Consider the following 19597-nt stretch of genomic DNA (forward strand, 5'->3'; position numbering starts at 1 on the left):
GCAGGTTCGGCTTCACTTCAAACGGTTGGAAAGAAATTGCTGCAGGCGTTCGCTCTGCGGCTGGTCAAGTATCTCGGCGCTTCCTTGTTCCTCGACCCGGCCCTGATGCAGAAACAGCACCTGGCTCGACACTTGGCGGGCAAAGCCCATCTCGTGGGTGACCATGAGCATGGTACGGCCTTCCTCGGCCAGCGTCTGTATGACTTTCAGCACTTCACCGACCAGTTCCGGGTCGAGGGCCGAGGTCGGTTCATCGAAGAGGATGATTTCCGGCTCCATGGCCAGGGCCCGGGCAATCGCCACCCGCTGTTGCTGGCCACCGGAAAGAAACGCCGGGTACTGGTCAGCGGCGCGGGCCGGCAGGCCGACCTTGTCCAGGTACTTGCGTGCCCGCGCTTCAGCTTCCTGGCTGCTGACCCCGAGCACCCGCCGCGGCGCCATGCAGATGTTCTCAAGCACCGTCATGTGGCTCCACAGGTTGAAGTGCTGGAACACCATGGCCAGGCGCGTGCGCAGGTTCTGCAACTGCGCTGGGTGCGGCGCCCGGCTGCCGGCGCGGCCCTGGCGCATTTCGATGGTCTGCTGATCGAGGGTGATGACCCCGGCATCGGGTTGCTCAAGGAAGTTGATGCAGCGCAGCATGGTGCTCTTGCCTGAGCCGCTGGCACCGATCAGGCTGATCACGTCGCCTTTGCGCGCCTGCAGCGAGACACCCTTGAGCACTTCATGATCGCCGTAGCGTTTGTGCAGGTCGGCAACGCTCAGTTTTACCGTGGCATCGGCGGCGACGTTGGCAATGCGCGGGCTTGGACGTGTGCAGTGAGTGTGTTCGCCGGTCGACAAGGCGTGTGCGGTAGTGGTCATGAGTTAGCCTCGGGCAGGAACAAGAAAACCCATCCAGCGCCGCTCGGCCAGGCGAAACAGCCCGACCAGCGCGAAGGACAGCAACATGTACAGCAGTGCCGCGGTTCCAAAGGCCTGGAAGGTCAGGAAGGTGGCGGCATTGGCATCGCGGGCGACTTTGAGGATGTCGGCGATGGTGGCGGTAAAAGCCAGCGAGGTAGCGTGCAGCATCAGGATCAGCTCGTTGCTGTAAGCCGGTAATGAGCGGCGCAGAGCCGCCGGCAGCACCACGAACAGGTTCAGCTTGCAGCCGTGCAGGCCGTAGGCCTGGGCCGCTTCGATCTCGCCATGGGGGATATTGCGAATCGCCCCGGCGAAAATCTCCACGGTGTAGGCGCAGGTATTGAGCACGAAAGCCAGCAGGGTGCAGTTCAGCGCATTGCGAAAGAACTGGTCGAGCAGGGCGTGATCGCGCACCACCTCCAGCCCGTACAGGCCGGTGTAGCAGATCAACAGCTGGATATACAGCGGCGTGCCGCGGAACACGAAGGTGTAGAACTCCACCGGCCAGCGCAACCACAGGCTGCGCGAGACCCGCGCCAGGGCCAGCGGCAGCGACAGGAAAAAGCCCAGGACCATGGTGATGACGAACAGCCACAGGGTCATGGCCAGCCCGGAAAGCCCGGCGCCGTCACTGTAGAGGTAGGCCTGGCCGTATTGCTCAAAGAGTTCGATCATCGTGCCAGCCCCTTGATACCGGTGTTGTAACGCCGCTCCAGGTGCTTGAACAGACGGTTGGAGAGGGTGGTGATCAGCAGGTACACAAGCCCGGCGATGATCAGGAAGTACAGGGTGTTGTTGGTGGTCTTGCCGGCGTTTTGTGCGGCCTTGACCAGGTCGGCCAGGCCGATGATCGACACCAGCGCAGTGGACTTGAGCAGCACCAGCCAGTTGTTGCCAAGGCCCGGCAGGGCGAAGCGCATCAGTTGCGGGAACAGCACCAGGCGAAAGCGTTGCGCGCGGCTCAGACCGTAGGCCGTGGCGGCTTCCAGTTGCCCGGCCGGGACGCTGAGGATCGCCCCGCGAAAGTTCTCGGTGAAATAAGCGCCGTAGATAAAGCCCAGGGTGATGACCCCGGCGGTGAACGGGTCGATCTCGAAGTAGTCCCAGCCGAGCAGCTCGGTCAGGTCGTTGAGCCACAATTGCAAGGTGTAGAAAATCAGCAGGATCAGCACCAGGTCCGGCACACTGCGAATCAGCGTGGTGTACAGAGTGGCCGGTACCCGCAGCAGTTTCAGCCGCGAGAGCTTGGCGCTGGCACCGAACAGGCCCAGTGCCAGGCTCAGGGCCAGCGACAACAGCGCCAGTTTCAGGGTCATCCAGGTCCCTTGCAGCAACAGCGGGCCGAAGCCCTGCAGGCTCAAGGCCTGCCAGCCATGGGAGTGAAGGAAGTCGTTCACGGGAAAAATCTCGGTAGGACGCAGGGCAAATGCGGGCGCGATCAGCTCAGGGCGAGCCGATCGCGACTACACGGCTTACTCGTTGTAGATATCCAGGTCGCCGACGTATTTTTTCTGGATTTCGGCGAAGGTACCGTCGGCGTGCACCGCGGCAATGCCTTTGTCGAGCAGGGCCTTGAGCTCGCTGTCGTTCTTGCGCAGGCCCATGGCGATATCCAGGGGCAGGGTCGGGTCCTTGATCGCCGGGCCGCTCTTGAAGTCGGCGCCTTCGGGTTTGGAAAGGAAGTTGAGCTGGGCTTCGAGCTTGTCGGTCAAGGTGGCGTCGAGACGGCCGTTGAGCAGGTCGGCGTAGTTCTGGTCCTGAGCCTGATAAGCCTTGACCTGGGCCCCCAGCGGCGCCAGTTTGGCGCGGGCGTAGGCTTCCTGCAGCGAGCCTTGCAGCACGCCGACCTGCTTGCCTTTGAGCGATTCCGGGGTATCGCCGAAGTCGGCGCTCTTGCGCACGATAACCGAGGTCGGGCTGAGGAACAGTTTGGCGCTGAAATCGATCTGTTTCTGCCGCGCCGGGGTCACCGCCATCGACGACATGATCGCGTCGAACTTGCGTGCCCGCAGGGCCGGGATCATGCCGTCGAATTCGTTGTGCACCCAGGTGCATTTGACCTGCAGCTTGGCGCAGATGGCGTTGCCCAGCTCGATGTCGAAGCCTTGCAGGCTGCCATCGGCAGCAACCGATTCAAAAGGGGGGTATTCGGGGTAGACGCCGAAACGGATCTCGGTCCATTCCTTGGCCTGCACCGCACTTGCGCACAGTGGCAGGAGCAGCACGCTGAGGAGCTTTCGCAGCGAAGTCATATGAGTATCCCTGAGTTTTATAGTTGATGTAGGGCAGTGGTGCGCTTCTGGTCTTTTAGTGACTCTCTGGTCGGGCTCAGAATGCGCGATGACGACGTTTTTTTTGTGTCGTTTGCGCCGGCGTCGGCTGCCGGATTTTGCTGTTAACGCGTGAATGGCAGCCGAATCGGCTGGAGCACCTCCTGTTTGAGCTTCGTGTGCAGCGGTTTCCGATCTGCCGCACCGCGGCGCGGCAGAATCGGTCGGCCTCAGGCGCGTTTTTTCTGCAGGTCTGCAACCGGGGCGCGCAGCAGCGCGAACAGGTCTTTCGGGTCCTTGAGCTCCGGCACCAGGGCAATCTCGCTGCCGATGTCCAGGGCCTTGGCGACGTCCAGCACATAGCGCAGGGCCGAGTAGTCCTCAAGAGCAAAGCCGACCGAATCGAACAGGGTCACTTGCTCGGCGTTCTCGCGCCCGGCGGCCTGGCCGTTGACCACTTGCCAGAACTCGGTGGTGGGCGAGTCGGCAGGCATTTGCTGGATTTCGCCTTCGATGCGGCTTTGCGGTTCGTACTCGACGATCACCCGCGCGCGCTCGACGATCTCGCGGTGCAGTTCGGTCTTGCCCGGGCAGTCGCCGCCGACGGCATTCAGGTGCATGCCAGGCTCGATCATGTCCGGGGTGAGGATGGTGGCGTAGGCCTTGTCGGCAGTCACCGTGGTGACAATATCGGCGCCGCGCACCGCGTCGGCGACAGAGCCGGCAACGCTGACCTTGATGGCCGGGAAGGCGGCGAGGTTGGCCACCAGCTTGGCGCTGGCCGCAGGGTCCAGGTCATACAGGCGGATGTCGTCGATGCCCAGCAGGGCATGGAACGCCAGCGCCTGGAACTCGCTCTGTGAGCCGTTGCCGATCAGCGCCATGCTGCGGCTGTTTTTGCGCGCCAGGTAGCGCGCGGCCAGGGCCGAGGTGGCGGCGGTGCGGATGGCGGTGGTCAGGGTCATCTCGCTGAGCAGCACCGGCGCGCCGCTATCAACGTCGCCCAGGGCGCCGAAGGCCATCACTGTGAGCATGCCGCGCTGGGTGTTTTTCGGGTGGCCGTTGACGTACTTGAAGGCGTACAGGTTGGCATCGGACACCGGCATCAGCTCGATCACCCCGTCGGCCGAGTGGTTGGCCAGGCGCGCGCATTTTTCGAAGTCGTGCCAGCGCAGGTAGTCCTCACGGATGTACTCGGCCATCTCGCTGATGCAGGTGCTCAGGCCTTTGCGTGCCACCAGGCGGCTGAGGTCGGTAACGTCGATATAGCGGGTCATGGTGAACTCCTTTGTTGTAATCAGTGACGGACAGGCAGGTGCACTTCGGCGAGCATGCAGCGCGCGCTGCCGCCGCCGATGCGCTCGATATGGTCGATGTTCACCACCACCGGGTGGCTGTGCTGCTCGACCTGCCGGCGTTGTTCTGAGGTGAGCGAGCGCCAGGCGCTGCGCGACATCACCAGCAGTGGCTGGCCTTGCTTGTCGTGGACTTCGAGCATGTTGCCGGCAAAACCTTCGAGCTGGTCGAAGTCCAGGGTCAGGATGTCCTTGCCGGTGTCGCGCAGCGAATGCTCCAGGGTGCGACGCTCATCGGCCTCGGGCAGCGCCTGCAGGCAGACCACCGAGAGCCCGCGGCCGACGCTCATCATCACGTTGCTGTGATAGATCGGTGCCTGGTGGCGGTCGACGGCGTGGAACAGGCACAGGCGATAATCGAGCTGTTCGGCGAACAGGCGCAGGGCCTGGGTGTGGGTGCGCCCGGAGTGGCAGGCGTAGCTGATCCGGTGTTCGCGATCGAGGACCATGCTGCCGGTCCCTTCCAGATACATACTCTGCTGTTCCAAGGGGCTCAGATCGATGGTCTGACGGACGGCGAAGCGCTCTTCAAGCACCTTGAGCACGCCCTTGCTGCGCTCCAGGCGGCGGTTCTGGCCCTCCATCGGGTAGAGCACCAGGCTGCCGTCGGCGTGGCTGCTCCACCAGTTGTTGGGGAAGATCGAATCAGGGGTGTGCGGCGCCGGGGTGTCCTGCACCACCAGCACTTCGACACCGTGCTGGCGCAGGGTATCGACGTAGCCATCGAACTCTTCCAGCGCTTTCTGCTGTGCCTGCTGCGGGTCGAGCAGGGCTTGCTGGAAACGGTTGTTGAGGGCGGTGTCCGGGTTGAAGGCGAACCGCGCCGGGCGGATCATCAAGACTGTATTTGTTGTTTGCATCGAGGCACGCATCCGGGGTTGGCTGTGTGCTTATTGTCGACGTGATCAAGGATAAATCCCGGCTGAAGCGCATTGGGTGCTCAGCCGGTAAAGCTGAAATAGTGGGTTTGGCAGCGGATTCTGCTGCGACGGGTCAAGGCCGCTGTTGCTTCAAGGCGCGCAGTTGGCGCGCCAGGGTCAGGGCGGTACGGGCGCTGTGTTCGCCGGGTACGATATGGCTGAAGGGCAGGTCGATCAGGCGGTCGTCGCGCACCGCGCGCAGGTGCGAAAGCGCCGGGTGCTGGCGCAGGTAGGCGCGCTTGCCGGCGGCCGGCGACCACACCGCATCGGCAAGGATGATCACGTCAGGATCGGCGCGCAGCAGGCGCTCGGCATCGACTGTGACCCGGTTCAGCTCGATCTCGGCGTACAGGTTGCGACCGCCTGCTGCGTCGATCAACTGGGTGATGAAACCGCGCTTGCCTTCGCTTTGCAGGCCGTTGACCTCGCTGTCGAGGTAGAACACCGACAGCGGCGGGCTGTGCCCGGCGATGGTTTTGGCGGCGGCCAGGTCGTGGCGCTGGCGGGTGATCAACTGGCTGGCCCGGGCCTCGCGCTGCAACAGGTGGCCGAGGCTGCGCAGGTCTTGTTCAATGGCGGCAAAGCCGTTTCCCGGCGCCGGCGCGCAGGCGTTTTCCAGCAGGTAGCTGGCGATGCCGTTGGCCTGCAGGGTGGTGCGCGGGACGACCCCGTCGCGGTCACGAAAGGCGCTGGCAAAGCCGCCGACCAGCAGGTCGTAACCTTGGGCATAGACCACCTCGGTTGCCGGGTAGCGACGCGACAGCAGGGGGACGCCGCGATAGCGTCCGCTGCTCAACGCCTGGGCGTCATCATCTATATAGCTGACGGCGGCCAGCGCCGGGCCGGCGTCCAGGGCCAGCAGCAGGTCGGCGGCGTGCTGGTTGAGGGCCAGGATGCGTTGCGGGCGCTCCTGTGGCAGTTGCCAGGTGTGTCCGCAGTTCTGATAGTCCAGGGCCATGGCGCTGCTGCTCAACAGGGCCAGCACGCTGGCGCCCAACCCCCTCATGAGCCCTGGCCGTTGAGCAGCAACTCGGGCACCGGTTGGCCGTCGATCAGGTGCACACGCACCAGGCGCTGAGCGTCTTCGGCGTTGGCTACCCGGTACCAGCAGCGGTCCGGATATACCGTCAGCACCGGGCCGAGGTTGCACGGGAACTGGCAATGGCTGCGGGTCAGCAGCACGCCGTCAGTGGTTTCGATGCGGTTGGCCACCAGCAGCTCGCGGCGCAGGACTTTCCACAGTGGCAGGGCACCGCGTTGTACGCAGCGCGGGCCGGTGCAGAGCATCACATGGCGGGTATGCTCGGGGATCTGCGACCACTCCGGCTTGCTCTGGATTTGCTCTTCGGCGAGGCGGCCGCGGCGACGCTTGGGGGTTGTTGCTGTCATGGACTTCTCGAAAAATATTCGCGAAGCGCACAGGAGGGCCCCGGCCAACACGCGCCAGGCAGCCGGCTCGTGCCCGCCCTCCGCAGGTTTGCCTAATTGACTGCATGCAGTCGTGGGGCTTCAGGCCGGTCTCCGGGCTTGCGAGGCGTAAAGTCATTCGCCTTCCCGTGCCTGTGGGCACAGTGGCGTGTTGAATGCTTCACTCGCTTACCGTTGCGGGGGCAGCGCCGGACTGGTCGATAACGACGCACCGGCTTCCCGTTTCACCTGACGCACGGCGGCGGCAGGCACCTGAAACTGGCAGGCATCTGACCATCAGCCCAGGCGTTCGTCAACTGCGCCGGCATGGCCCTGGGTGTGCAGGCGCTTGTACAGGGTGGTGCGGCTGATGCCGAGGGCCCGGGCCAGGGCCGAGATATTGCCATTGAGGGCACGCAGGCGCTGGCCGAGATCGTCAGTGTTTGCCGGCGTGGCCAGCACTGGCGCGGCGGGCTTGGTCTCAGGCAGGTCGGCAAAGAAACTGTCGGGCAGGTGCTCCACGGCAATCGGCCGTTCGCCGGCCAACGCCAAGGCCACCTGCAGCACGCTGGCCAGTTGTCGCAGGTTGCCCGGCCAGGGATGCTGAAGCAGCAGTTCCAGCACTTTGCCGGGCAATTGCGTCGGTGCCCCCGGTTCGCGGTACTGCTGGTGGAGCTGTTCGATCAGGGCCAGGCGGTCGCTGCGTTCGCGCAGCGGTGGCAGCATCAGGCTCAGGCCGGCGATGCGGTAGTACAGGTCCTGGCGAAAATGACCCAGGCGCACCTGTTCGGCGAGGTTGTGGTTGGTCGCCGAGACCACGCGGATATCCACCGGCGTCGGTTCGCCGCTGCCCAGTGGCTGGATGCTGCGGGTTTGCAGAAAGCGCAGCAGGCGTGCCTGGGTGGGCAGCGGCATGTCGCCGATTTCGTCGAGAAACAAAATGCCATGGTCGGCCTTGCGGATCAGGCCGATGTTGCCCTTGTGGTGGGCGCCGGTGAACGCGCCTTTCTCGTAGCCGAACAGCTCCGACTCGACCAGCTCGGCCGGAATCGCCGCGCAGTTCACCGCAATCAATGGCTGCGTGGCGCGGCTACTGGCGCGGTGCAGGGCGGTGACAAAGACCTCCTTGCCGGCGCCGGTTTCGCCCTCGATCAACAGCGGGATGTCTTTTTCCAGCAGCAACCCGGCCTGGCGCAGGGCCTTGTCGATACGCGGATCGCAGCTTGGTTGCGGGCGGTTGAGCGCTGCTGCGGGTGATGCTGTGGGGGCATGCAGCAAGCAATGGAAGCGGTTGCGCCCGGCCACCTGCAGCGCAAATGGCTGGTCAGCCCGGTGGGCCAACAGTTGCGCCAGCGGCGTGCGGAACAACTGCTCCAGGTTCAGTTGCAGTGGGTTCTGCCCAAGCAGACTGTCAGCCCGACGGTTGGCCGCCAGCACCCGGCCCTGGTCATCGAACACCAGCAGCCCGGCCCATTGGCTGTCGAGGTTGTTGGCCCCGGTGTTGAAGCTCAGCTGTTGGTAGTGCCCGGCAAAACGCGCCAGGATCAGGCGGTTCTCCAGGCTCTGGCTCATCATCCGTACCAGGCCCTGAGTTTGCGCCGTCGGCAGGTAGCTGTCGCTGGACACATCGAGCACGCCGATCAGCTGGCGCTCGGCATCGAACAGCGGCGCGGCGGCGCTGGCCATGAAGCGGTTGAGCTTGAGGAAGTGTTCGTCCTGGCTGACATGCACCGCTTCGCCGGTGGCCAGGGCTGTGCCGATGGCGTTGGTGCCCACCCCTTGCTCGCGCCAGCAGGCACCGGCGACAAAGCCGTGGCGCTGGCGCGGGTCGATAAAGCGCCGCGTGCCCCAGGCGTCGAGCAACTGGCCGTGATCGTCGCTGAGCATGATCAGGTAGCTGGAGTTACCCAGCAGGTGCGCGTACTGCGGCAGCACCTCGTCGCGAGTGGTGCCCAGCAGCGAGTGCTGGCGTTCGAGCAGCTCGCTGACCTGCACAGCAGATGCGTCGCCGAACTGCGGTTGCGACTGGTGGTCCAGGCCGTAGGCGCGGCAGCGCTGCCAGGACGCCTGGATCAGTTGCGCATGGGCGCTGCTGGATGCGGCCATGGGCCCGTCCTCTGCCGGCGGCAGTGTTGTTGTTTTTGTGTGATCCAGTGTTGTTCAGTCCTGTTCATTGTCAATGCCGCGGCTGTTCAACCGTGCAGTGAAGGTTGTTCATTTGTGTTCAGGAGTGAACCTTGGCAAAGCCACAATCTGCTGAAAGTCCTTTGCCGACAACGGCTTGGCCGGCGCTGGCATGAATCTCGCTCTATAGCAGGCGCCTGTCCGCTAACAACAAGAAGGCCGCGCCATGTCGCTCACCCTTGAGCATGTCAGCCGTACCGTGGATAACCAGCTGTGCATCGACGATGCCTGCCTGCGCTTCGAACCCGGCTCGTTCAATGTGCTGCTCGGCCGCACCCTGGCCGGCAAGACCAGCCTTATGCGCCTGATGGCCGGGCTTGATCGGCCAGACCGCGGCCGGGTGCTGATGAATGGCGAGGATGTCACCGGCCGGCCGGTGCGCCAGCGCAACGTGTCGATGGTCTATCAGCAGTTCATCAATTATCCGACCTTGAGTGTGTTCGAGAACATCGCCTCGCCCTTGCGCCAGGCGCACATGGGCGAAGCGCTGATCCGCGAGAAGGTCCAGCAGACCGCGCAGATGCTGCGTATCGAACCGTATCTGCAGCGCTTGCCGCTGGAGCTTTCCGGTGGCCAGCAGCAACGCACGGCCATGGCCCGGGCACTGGTCAAGGATGCCGAACTGATCCTCTTCGACGAGCCGCTGGTGAACCTTGACTACAAGCTGCGCGAAGAGCTGCGCCAGGAGATGCGCGAGCTGTTCGCCGCGCGCCACTGCATTGCCGTGTACGCCACCACCGAACCCAACGAGGCCCTGGCCCTGGGCGGCACCACCACCATCCTCCATGAAGGGCGCATCGTCCAGAGCGGGCCCACTGCTCAGGTTTACCACCAGCCACGCACGGTGCTGGCCGCCGAGCTGTTTTCCGAACCGCCGATCAACCTGATGCCCGGGCGTATCAACGGCAACGAAGTGAGTTTTGCCGGTGCTGTGCATTTCGCCATGAACGCCGACCTGCGCCGCATCGGCGATGGCGACTACCGCTTCGGCGTGCGTCCGAGCCATATCAGCCTGGTGCCGTCCAACGACGATGACCTGGAGCTGGCGGTGCTGGTGGAGCTGGCGGAAATCAGCGGCTCGGAAACCTTCCTGCATGTGCGCAACGAGCACTTTCGCCTGGTCCTGCACTTGCCAGGGGTGCACGAGTACCACGTCGATGCGCCGATCCGGGTGTTCATCCCCACCCACAAGCTGTTCGTCTTCGACCCCGCCGGGCAACTGGTGCAGGCCCCGGGCCTGCGTGAAACGAGGGTCGCCTGATGGCCGAAATTCGTCTGCAGCAGCTGGCCCATAGTTACAGCCGTGCCCCCCAGGGTGCGGACGACTATGCCTTGCGTGAGCTTGAACATGTCTGGGAGCAGGGCGGCGCCTACGCCTTGCTCGGCCCGTCGGGGTGCGGCAAGTCGACCTTGCTCAATATCATTTCCGGGTTGCTCAGCCCGTCCCACGGCCAGGTACTGTTCGATGGCAAGGTGGTCAACGAACTGTCGCCACAGGCGCGCAACATCGCCCAGGTGTTTCAGTTTCCGGTGGTCTACGACACCATGACGGTGTTCGACAACCTGGCCTTCCCGCTGCGCAACCAGGGCCTGGATGAAGCGCGCATAGCCAGCAAGGTGGCCGAGATCGCCGAGGTGCTCGACCTCGGCAGCCTGCTGAAGAAAAAAGCCCGCAACCTTAGCGCCGATGAAAAGCAGAAGGTCTCCATGGGCCGTGGGCTGGTGCGCGACGACGTCTCGGCGATCCTCTTTGACGAGCCGCTGACGGTGATCGACCCGCACCTTAAGTGGAAGCTGCGGCGCAAGCTCAAGCAGATCCACGAGCAGTTCAATATCACCATGATCTACGTCACCCACGATCAGCTCGAAGCCTCGACCTTCGCCGACAAGATCGCGGTGATGTATGGCGGCCAGATCGTCCAGTTCGGCACCCCGCGCGAGTTGTTCGAGCGTCCGCGCCATACCTTCGTCGGCTATTTCATCGGCAGCCCGGGGATGAACCTGATCCCGGTGCAGGTGCAGCCTGGTGGCGTCGGCTTCGCCGGCATTCACCTGGCGTTGCCGCTGGAGTTGCAGGCGCGCCTGGCTGCGACCAGTGCCGTGCGCCTGCAAGTGGGCATCCGCCCGGAGTTCATCCAGGTCTGGGACGCGCCGTTCGACGAAGGCTTCAGCGCCCGGGTGGTGGATGTCGAAGACCTGGGTACCTACAAGATTCTCAGCCTCGACCTTCAAGGCGTGCCGCTCAAAGTGCGCCTGGGCGAGGACCGCACGCTGCCCGAGGGCCAGGCCTGGATCAGTTTTCCGGCGCAGTGGCTGATGCTCTATGCCGATGACGTACTGCTGGAGGCCCGGCCATGAACAAAGTGCCCAACAACAAGGCCTGGTGGCTGGTGCTGCCGGTGTTCCTGCTGGTGGCGTTCAGCGCTGTGGTGCCGATGATGACCGTGGTCAACTACTCGGTGCAGGACATTTTCGACCAGTCCAGTCGCTACTTCGTCGGCGCCGACTGGTACCGCCAGGTGCTGCAGGATCCGCGCCTGCACGACTCGCTGTTGCGCCAGTTCATCTATTCGGCCTGCGTGCTGCTGATCGAAATCCCCCTGGGCATCGCCATCGCCCTGACCATGCCGACCCAGGGCCGTTGGTCGTCGCTGTGCCTGATCGTCATGGCCATTCCGCTGCTGATCCCGTGGAACGTGGTCGGCACCATCTGGCAGATTTTCGGCCGCGCCGACATCGGCCTGCTGGGCGCTTCGCTCAACCAGCTGGGCATCAGCTACAACTACGCCGCCAACACCATGGACGCCTGGGTCACGGTGCTGGTGATGGACGTCTGGCACTGGACCTCGCTGGTGGCGCTGCTGTGTTACTCCGGCTTGCGCGCAATCCCCGATGTCTATTACCAGGCGGCGCGCATCGACCGCGCTTCGGCCTGGGCAGTGTTCCGGCATATCCAGTTGCCGAAGATGAAGAACGTGCTGTTGATCGCGGTGATGCTGCGCTTCATGGACAGCTTCATGATCTACACCGAGCCGTTCGTGCTCACCGGTGGCGGGCCTGGCAATGCCACCACTTTCCTCAGCCAGACCCTGACGCAGATGGCCGTGGGGCAGTTCGACCTGGGTCCGGCGGCGGCGTTCTCGCTGGTGTACTTCCTGATCATCCTGCTGGTGTCGTGGCTGTTCTATACCGCCATGACCCACGCCGACAAACAGTAGGGGCCGCCCATGAACCTGCGCAAGACGCTGGCGCTGCTGCTGTACATTCTGTTCCTGCTGGTGCCGATCTACTGGCTGCTGAACATGTCGTTCAAGAGCAACACCGAGATCCTCGGCGGCCTGACCCTGTGGCCGCAGAACTTCACCTTCGACAACTACCGGGTGATCTTCACCGACCCCAGTTGGTACAGCGGCTACATCAACTCGCTGTACTACGTGTGCCTGAACACAGTGATCTCGCTGAGCGTGGCCTTGCCGGCCGCCTATGCCTTTTCGCGCTACCGGTTTCTGGGCGACAAGCACCTATTCTTCTGGCTGCTGACCAACCGCATGGCACCGCCGGCGGTGTTCCTGCTGCCATTCTTCCAGCTGTATTCCTCCATTGGCCTGTTCGATACGCACATTGCCGTGGCCCTGGCCCACTGCCTGTTCAACGTGCCGTTGGCGGTGTGGATTCTCGAAGGCTTCATGTCCGGGGTGCCCAAGGAGATCGACGAAACCGCCTACATCGATGGCTATAGCTTCCCGCGGTTCTTCGTGAAGATCTTCGTCCCGCTGATTGGCTCCGGCATCGGCGTCACGGCGTTTTTCTGCTTCATGTTTTCCTGGGTCGAATTGCTGCTGGCGCGCACCCTGACCTCGGTGAACGCCAAGCCGATTGCCGCGGTAATGACCCGCACGGTGTCGGCCTCGGGGATCGACTGGGGCGTGCTGGCCGCCGCCGGGGTATTGACCATTCTGCCGGGCATGCTGGTGATCTGGTTTGTCCGCAACCATGTGGCCAAGGGCTTTGCCCTGGGCCGGGTCTGAGGAGCGCGCTATGGACTGGATGGCCTGGACCCTGCCGACGGCGATCTTCTTCGCCGCGATCGGCCTGTTGCTGCTGGGCATGACGGTGTACGAGCTGCGCCGGCCATGCGTCGAGCGTCGCGGCTTTCTGCCGATTGCCACCACCCGTGGCGACCGGCTGTTCATTGCTTTGCTGGGCAGCGCTTACCTGCATTTGCTGGTAATCGGGCTCAGCGACTGGAACCTGTGGGTGGCCTCGCTGCTGTCCCTGGCCTGGCTGTTGGTGGTGATGCGCTGGGGGTAGCCGAGGGCAATCGGCGCGCCTGGGTGAAAATACTCAATCGGGAGATCACAATGTTCGACAACAACAAGAACCGGCGACATTTGACCCTGGCAGCCCTGCTGGTGCTGGGCAGCTTTCACGCCAGCGCCTGGGCCGATGCCTACGAAGATGCCGCGAAAAAATGGATCGGCAGCGAGTTCAAGCCTTCGACCCTGACTCCCGAGCAGCAGCTCGAAGAGTTGAAGTGGTTCATCAAGGCTTCCGAGCCGTTTCGCGGGATGAAGATCAACGTGGTGTCGGAAACCATCGCCACCCATGAATACGAGTCCAAGGTGCTGGCCAAGGCCTTCAGCGAGATCACCGGGATCAAGCTGACCCACGACCTGCTGCAAGAAGGTGACGTGGTAGAAAAACTGCAGACGCAGATGCAGTCGGACAAGAACATCTACGACGGCTGGGTCAATGATTCCGACTTGATCGGTACCCATTTTCGCTACGGCAAGACTGAGTCGATCACTGACCTGATGGCCAATGAAGGCAAGGACTACACCTCGCCAACCCTGGACCTCAAGGACTTTATCGGCATCTCCTTCACCACCGCGCCGGACGGCAAGGTTTACCAGCTGCCCGACCAGCAGTTCGCCAACCTCTACTGGTTTCGCGCCGACTGGTTCGACCGCCCCGACCTCAAGGCCAAGTTCAAGGAAAAGTACGGCTACGAACTGGGCGTGCCGGTGAACTGGTCGGCCTATGAAGACATCGCCAAGTTTTTCAGCGAGGACGTCAAGGAAATCGACGGCAAGCGTGTCTACGGGCACATGGACTACGGCAAGAAAGACCCGTCACTGGGCTGGCGCTTCACCGACGCCTGGTTCTCCATGGCCGGCGGCGGCGACAAGGGCTTGCCCAATGGCCTGCCGGTGGACGAATGGGGGATTCGCGTCGAGGACTGCCACCCGGTCGGCTCCAGTGTCACCCGTGGCGGCGATACCAACGGCCCGGCGGCGGTGTATGCCACGCAAAAATATGTCGACTGGATGCGCGCCTATGCGCCGCCCGAGGCCCAGGGCATGACCTTCTCCGAGTCCGGGCCGGTGCCGTCCCAGGGCAATATCGCCCAGCAGATCTTCTGGTACACAGCCTTTACCGCCGACATGACCAAGCCGGGCCTGCCGGTGATGAACGCCGACGGCACGCCGAAGTGGCGCATGGCGCCGTCGCCCAAGGGGCCGTACTGGGAGGAGGGCATGAAGCTGGGTTATCAGGACGCCGGCTCCTGGACCTTCCTCAAGTCGACCCCGGAGAAGCAACGCCTGGCGGCCTGGCTGTACGCCCAGTTCGTCACCTCCAAGACCGTCTCGCTGAAAAAGACCATCGTCGGCCTGACGCCGATCCGCGAGTCTGATATCAACTCCCAGGCCATGACTGACCTTGCGCCCAAGCTCGGCGGCCTGGTGGAGTTCTACCGCAGCCCGGCGCGGGTGCAATGGACCCCGACCGGCACCAACGTGCCGGATTACCCGCGCCTGGCTCAGCTGTGGTGGAGCCACATTGCCGAGGCGGCCAGTGGCGAGAAAACCCCGCAACAGGCGCTCGACGGCCTGGCCAAGGATCAGGACGCGATCCTTGCTCGTCTGGAGCGTTCCAAGGCCCAGGCCACCTGTGCGCCGAAGCTCAATCCCGAGAAAGATGCCCAGTACTGGTTTGATCAGCCCGGTGCGCCGAAGCCGAAACTGGCCAACGAGAAGCCCCAGGGCGAGACCGTGAGCTACAGCGAGCTGCTCAAATCCTGGGAGGCTGCGCGCAAGTAACCACACAGGCACAAAAAAACGGCACCTTCACAGGTGCCGTTTTTCATCCCGCCATCAGCACTTACTTATGCAGCTCTTCGGCCGCATACAGGGTGTTTTCCAGCAGGCAGGCGCGGGTCATCGGCCCGACGCCACCCGGTACCGGGGTGATCCAGCCGGCGCGGGGCAGGGCGGTCTCGTAGACCACATCGCCCACCAGCTTGCCATCTTCCTGACGGTTGATGCCGACGTCGATGACGATCGCGCCTTCCTTGATCCACTCACCCTTGACCAGGCCCGGCTTGCCGGCAGCCACTACCACCAGGTCAGCGCGGCCGACGTGGCCGGCCAGATCCTTGGTGAAGCGGTGGGTGACGGTCACGGTGCAACCGGCCAGCAGCAGTTCCATGGCCATCGGCCGGCCAACGATGTTGGAGGCGCCAACGACCACCGCGTTCATGCCGTACAGATCCTGACCGGTGCTTTCGAGCAGGGCCATGATGCCTTTTGGCGTGCACGGGCGCAGCAGCGGGATACGCTGGGCCAGGCGGCCGACGTTATACGGATGGAAACCATCGACGTCCTTGTCGGGGCGAATGCGCTCGAGCAGCAGCGAGGCATCCAGGTGCGCCGGCAATGGCAGTTGCAGGAGGATGCCGTCGATGTTCGGGTCGTCATTGAGGCGATCGATCAGCTCGGTCAGGGCTTGCTGCGTGGTATCGCTGGGCAGGTCGAAGGCCTGGGAGTTGAAGCCGACCTCTTCGCAATCCTTGCGTTTGTGCGAGACATAGACTTGAGAAGCGGGGTCGGTGCCGACCAGGATCACCGCCAGGCCAGGCGTACGCAGGCCTTGCTGGCGACGCTCCACGACACGTTGGGCGATCTGCTGGCGCAGGCTGGCGGCGATCGCCTTGCCGTCGATAAGGTGTGCAGTCATGACGCGTGATTAACCATCGAGAGGGAATAAAAAGAGCGCGCATTCTCGCATGAAGGGGCCCGAGGGCAAAGGCGCTTGGTCTGGCAATTGCCCTAAGCCCTTAAATAAAATGAATTTTTTTTAGAAAACTGTTGACGACCTTTCCACTCGTCTATAAGATTCGTCGCACTTGTCGGGCAGAGCCTAGCACTGGTTAGCAAGGTCAGGCAGAATGAGCAGATTTTTTAGCTTGTTCGGTACGGCTAAAAGTTAATTTGTAATCGTCACAGAAAGCAGATTAAATATGCGCCCGTAGCTCAGCTGGATAGAGCATCCGCCTTCTAAGCGGATGGTCGCAGGTTCGAGTCCTGCCGGGTGCGCCAATCGGCAGCTTTGGCACAAGTAAAGCGGTAACTGCAATATGGTGGACGTAGCTCAGTTGGTAGAGCGCAGGATTGTGATTCCTGTGGTCGTGGGTTCGATTCCCATCGTCCACCCCATATTCCAAAAGGCGCCTGATGAAAGTCTGGCGCCTTTGCTTTAAAAGCGTCATGCGGACGTGGTGAAATTGGTAGACACACTGGATTTAGGTTCCAGCGGCGCAAGCTGTAAGAGTTCGAGTCTCTTCGTCCGCACCATCCAACGTTTCACCGCCCTTCGCTGAAGCGCGTGAATGTTTCAAAAGCAGCTTTGACAGGTGCAAAGCGGCACATGCAATATGGTGGACGTAGCTCAGTTGGTAGAGCGCAGGATTGTGATTCCTGTGGTCGTGGGTTCGATTCCCATCGTCCACCCCATATTCCCAAAGGCGCCCGATGAAAATCCGGCGCCTTTGTTTTAAACGCTTCATGCGGACGTGGTGAAATTGGTAGACACACTGGATTTAGGTTCCAGCGGCGCAAGCTGTAAGAGTTCGAGTCTCTTCGTCCGCACCATCCAAGCTTTCACCGCCCTTCACTGAAGCGCGAGAAAGCCTCGAAAAAGCCGCCTTGTGCGGCTTTTTTCGTTTCCGGGGTTTGACTCCTGCCTGCTGGTTTCCGGTCAAATAGAAAATAGTTTCAGATGGAACTGATTTTCATTTCCCTTTTTGCTTCCCTCGCGTGACCTCTCCTACAAGATCATTTCAATCTGCAAGGGAGCGCCTCGTGAAGAGCACACAGCCGGCCGCCGTTCAGCGGCTGCAGCCAAACAACAAAAACGCTGCACGCAAGATTGCCTGCAGTGCGCTGACCGCACTGGCTTTGGCGGGCGGCAGCAACGCCTGGTCGTTGGCCAATGCCGCTGAAAGAGGCGCGACCCAGCAGGCGCCGCTGCGCAAGCATTATGAAATTGCGCCAGGGCAGTTGGCGCCGGCCTTGAACCAGTTGGCCACCGCTACCGGGGTGATCCTCACCTTCGATCCGCAACTCAGCGAGAACCGCAGCACCCAGGGCCTGAGCGGCGAGTACACCCTCAAGGAGGCTTTCGACCTGCTGCTGATGGGCACTGGCCTGTGGGTTGAGCGGCTCAAGGATCATACCTACGTGCTGCGCATGCACGAACGCAGCGACAGCGCGCTTGAAGTCGGCCCGACCATGGTCGGCGCCCTGGCCGAGCGGCCCGGGGCAATCCAGAGCAGCCGGGAAGTGCATGCCGAGCGCCAGGACCTCAACAGTGTGGTGCGCTCGATACCCGGTACTTACACCTTGCACTCGCGCAGCCAGCCGGGGGTGTCGGTGAACATTCGTGGCCTGGCCGGCCTGGGCCGGGTCAACACCATGATCGATGGCGTCACCCAGACCTTTCGCAATAATGCCGGCCACGGCTCGGGTGGGCCGATGGCCTTTGTCGACGCCAACCTGCTGGCCGGGGTCGATGTACAGCGTGGTTCGGTGGACGGCGCCGAAGGTGCCAACACCCTGGGCGGCTCGGCGAACTTTCGTACCTTCGATATCGATGACATCGTCAAGCCAGACCACCGTGTAGGCCTGCGCACGACTTATCGCACCGGTAACAACGGCTACGGCAACACCCGCATGTTTGCCGCCGGTGCCCGCACCCGTCCGGAAGATGTCGAGGGTGTCTACGGTCTGGTCGCCGCGGTGAGCAGCACCCAGACCGGCGAGTACAAGACCACCAACGGCCAGTCCAACGAATACGACACCACCAAGCAGAACCCACGCTCCGGCTTGCTCAAGCTGCGCCTGCAGCCCAACGACATGCATCGCCTTGACCTGAGCGGGGTGAAGTACCGCAACGAGTTCTATCACAACTACCCCTGGCAACTGGACAACGAGACCTATCGCGCCAAGTACGCCTACACGCCCTACAGCGAATGGGTGAACCTCACGGTCAATGCCTACCAGAACAAGACCGAGCTTGAGTACCCGCCGGTAGAAGAGTCCCACTACATTGGCCGCAAAACCCGCGACGACGCCCACGGCTTTGACCTGACTAACGTCAGTCGTTTCAACCTCGGGCCGGTGGAGGCGAGCTGGAGCAATGGCGCGCGTTACTACACCGACGACTTCGTTGCCCAGACCCCGGAGAAACGCGGCGCCAACCCCGAAGGCAAGCAGGCTACCCATAGCCTGTTCAGCACTCTGGAATTCAACTACGACATCTATGCCCTGACCCTGGCCGGCCACTATGACGGCTACAAGGTCAGCGGCCATGTGCCCAAGTGCTCGATCATTGGCCAGTGCCGCGGCATCGATGGCGGTGACGTGGATATCACCCGGCGTGAACACAGCTTCAACCCGCGGGTGGGCTTTGCAGTCAAGCCTTATGACTGGATGCAGCTCTACAGCAGCTGGTCGCGCACCTCGCGGGCGCCGCGGGTGCAGGAAATGTTCTTCGAAAAAGTGCCGCTCGAGGCCGATGCCAGCGACGCCGATGGTGTTGGCGCCAACCCGTTCCTGCGTCAGGAACGTTCGACCAACTACGAGTTCGGGGTCAATTTCAGCCGCGCCGGGCTGTTCAGCAACGACGACTACGGGCAACTGAAGATCAACCGCTTTATCAGCAAGATCGATGGCTACATCACCCCGCAGTCGTTCGACATCCTTGATGACGACGGCGAAGAGTCGGCGAAGATGAACTGGGTCAACTGGCCGGAAGAAGTGCGCATGAGCGGCTATGAGCTGGAAGGGCGCTACGACGCCGGCTTCTTCTACGCCAATCTGTCGTGGACCAAGGCCACGACCAAGTCGCCGACCACCTCCGGCATCGAGCTGGAAGACATCAACAGTCAGCCGGACCGGTTCTGGACCCTCGACCTTGGCACCCGCTGGTTTGACGAACGCCTGGTGCTGGGCGCCCGTGGCGAGTACGCCGGCCCGTCGGAAACCAGCTGGGACTGGTACGAGACGAAAAAATCCAACTCCACCGGGGTGATCTGGGACCTGTACGGCAGCTACCGGGTGCAGGACAACCTGAGCCTGTTCTTCAACGTCGAGAACGTCGGCAACAAGGTCTACAACAACAGCGCCTCGGTGGACTACCTGATGTCGGCGGTGATGGACCAGGGCAACGGCCGTGGCCGCACCACCTCGTTCGGCTTCACCCTCGAATACTGACA

At 62.6% G+C, this 19597-nt stretch carries 17 protein-coding genes, 5 tRNA genes and 1 riboswitch; of the genes, 12 read left to right on the forward strand and 10 right to left on the reverse strand.

What is annotated here, in order from left to right; all coding sequences use genetic code 11:
• Nucleotides 1-12: 12 nt before the first annotated feature.
• The 9 genes from LOY37_RS08845 to LOY37_RS08885 all read right to left on the reverse strand — a co-directional run bounded on the left by LOY37_RS08845 (nt 13) and on the right by LOY37_RS08885 (nt 8964).
• Nucleotides 13-864, reverse strand: coding sequence for an ABC transporter ATP-binding protein (locus LOY37_RS08845; protein ID WP_258716658.1), 852 nt, complete (start codon nt 862-864; stop codon nt 13-15).
• Between the two features lie 3 nt (nt 865-867).
• A complete protein-coding gene (locus LOY37_RS08850) occupies nt 868-1581 on the reverse strand; it encodes an ABC transporter permease (RefSeq protein ID WP_045202163.1) in 714 nt (237 codons plus the stop codon).
• Entirely contained in the window at nt 1578-2303 is a 726-nt protein-coding gene (locus LOY37_RS08855) for an ABC transporter permease (protein ID WP_038996184.1), read from the reverse strand. Before LOY37_RS08855 ends, LOY37_RS08850 begins: the two co-directional genes overlap by 4 nt.
• Before the next feature lie 75 nt (nt 2304-2378).
• On the reverse strand, nt 2379-3158 hold the full coding sequence (locus LOY37_RS08860; protein ID WP_045202161.1) for an ABC transporter substrate-binding protein: 780 nt from the start codon (nt 3156-3158) through the stop codon (nt 2379-2381).
• Between the two features lie 248 nt (nt 3159-3406).
• A complete protein-coding gene (locus tag LOY37_RS08865; protein ID WP_258716659.1) occupies nt 3407-4453 on the reverse strand; it encodes an ornithine cyclodeaminase in 1047 nt (348 codons plus the stop codon).
• Nucleotides 4454-4473: 20 nt separating this feature from the next.
• Nucleotides 4474-5391, reverse strand: coding sequence for a citrulline utilization hydrolase CtlX (gene ctlX / locus LOY37_RS08870; protein ID WP_258716660.1), 918 nt, complete (start codon nt 5389-5391; stop codon nt 4474-4476).
• Nucleotides 5392-5524: 133 nt separating this feature from the next.
• Nucleotides 5525-6457, reverse strand: coding sequence for an ABC transporter substrate-binding protein (locus LOY37_RS08875; protein ID WP_258716661.1), 933 nt, complete (start codon nt 6455-6457; stop codon nt 5525-5527).
• Entirely contained in the window at nt 6454-6840 is a 387-nt protein-coding gene (locus LOY37_RS08880) for a ferredoxin (protein ID WP_045202155.1), read from the reverse strand. The genes LOY37_RS08875 and LOY37_RS08880 overlap by 4 nt, the downstream gene beginning before the upstream one ends.
• Nucleotides 6841-6945: 105 nt before the next feature.
• A riboswitch (cobalamin riboswitch) is annotated at nt 6946-7150 on the reverse strand.
• A gap of 5 nt (nt 7151-7155) precedes the next feature.
• Nucleotides 7156-8964: a sigma-54-dependent Fis family transcriptional regulator gene (locus tag LOY37_RS08885; protein WP_258716662.1), complete on the reverse strand. Its 1809-nt coding sequence runs from the start codon at nt 8962-8964 to the stop codon at nt 7156-7158.
• A gap of 244 nt (nt 8965-9208) precedes the next feature.
• Here LOY37_RS08885 and LOY37_RS08890 point away from each other — a divergent pair, with 244 nt between their 5' ends.
• Genes LOY37_RS08890 through LOY37_RS08915 form a run of 6 tightly spaced genes read left to right on the forward strand, consistent with a single transcriptional unit; the run spans nt 9209 to nt 15143 of the window.
• Nucleotides 9209-10303, forward strand: coding sequence for an ABC transporter ATP-binding protein (locus tag LOY37_RS08890; RefSeq protein ID WP_258716663.1), 1095 nt, complete (start codon nt 9209-9211; stop codon nt 10301-10303).
• On the forward strand, nt 10303-11400 hold the full coding sequence (locus LOY37_RS08895) for an ABC transporter ATP-binding protein (RefSeq protein ID WP_258716664.1): 1098 nt from the start codon (nt 10303-10305) through the stop codon (nt 11398-11400). Before LOY37_RS08890 ends, LOY37_RS08895 begins: the two co-directional genes overlap by 1 nt.
• A complete protein-coding gene (locus LOY37_RS08900; RefSeq protein ID WP_258716665.1) occupies nt 11397-12260 on the forward strand; it encodes a carbohydrate ABC transporter permease in 864 nt (287 codons plus the stop codon). Before LOY37_RS08895 ends, LOY37_RS08900 begins: the two co-directional genes overlap by 4 nt.
• A gap of 9 nt (nt 12261-12269) precedes the next feature.
• Nucleotides 12270-13070, forward strand: a complete 801-nt coding sequence (locus LOY37_RS08905; protein WP_045202146.1) for a carbohydrate ABC transporter permease — start codon at nt 12270-12272, stop codon at nt 13068-13070.
• A gap of 10 nt (nt 13071-13080) precedes the next feature.
• On the forward strand, nt 13081-13353 hold the full coding sequence (locus tag LOY37_RS08910) for a DUF2160 domain-containing protein (RefSeq protein WP_045202145.1): 273 nt from the start codon (nt 13081-13083) through the stop codon (nt 13351-13353).
• A gap of 50 nt (nt 13354-13403) precedes the next feature.
• Nucleotides 13404-15143 carry an ABC transporter substrate-binding protein gene (locus tag LOY37_RS08915; protein ID WP_045202144.1) on the forward strand — a complete coding sequence of 580 codons (1740 nt, stop codon included), beginning with the start codon at nt 13404-13406 and terminating at the stop codon, nt 15141-15143.
• Between the two features lie 61 nt (nt 15144-15204).
• Here the strand turns inward: LOY37_RS08915 and folD are convergent, their stop codons facing one another.
• Nucleotides 15205-16059, reverse strand: a complete 855-nt coding sequence (gene folD, locus LOY37_RS08920) for a bifunctional methylenetetrahydrofolate dehydrogenase/methenyltetrahydrofolate cyclohydrolase FolD (protein ID WP_093385281.1) — start codon at nt 16057-16059, stop codon at nt 15205-15207.
• A gap of 285 nt (nt 16060-16344) precedes the next feature.
• On the opposite strand from folD, the gene LOY37_RS08925 reads away from it, so the two are divergent.
• The 6 genes from LOY37_RS08925 (at nt 16345) to LOY37_RS08950 (ending at nt 19595) form a co-directional block, all read left to right on the forward strand.
• Nucleotides 16345-16421: transfer RNA gene (locus LOY37_RS08925), tRNA-Arg, on the forward strand.
• 41 nt (nt 16422-16462) lie between these two features.
• Nucleotides 16463-16538 (forward strand) — tRNA-His (locus LOY37_RS08930).
• Nucleotides 16539-16591: 53 nt separating this feature from the next.
• Nucleotides 16592-16676 (forward strand) — tRNA-Leu (locus LOY37_RS08935).
• Nucleotides 16677-16759: 83 nt separating this feature from the next.
• A tRNA-His gene (locus LOY37_RS08940) sits at nt 16760-16835 on the forward strand.
• Nucleotides 16836-16888: 53 nt separating this feature from the next.
• Nucleotides 16889-16973 (forward strand) — tRNA-Leu (locus LOY37_RS08945).
• 210 nt (nt 16974-17183) lie between these two features.
• Nucleotides 17184-19595: a TonB-dependent receptor gene (locus LOY37_RS08950; RefSeq protein WP_093385278.1), complete on the forward strand. Its 2412-nt coding sequence runs from the start codon at nt 17184-17186 to the stop codon at nt 19593-19595.
• The last annotated feature ends 2 nt before the right edge of the window (nt 19596-19597 follow it).

Source organism: Pseudomonas sp. B21-012 (genome assembly GCF_024749305.1).
Classification (GTDB): Bacteria; Pseudomonadota; Gammaproteobacteria; order Pseudomonadales; family Pseudomonadaceae; genus Aquipseudomonas.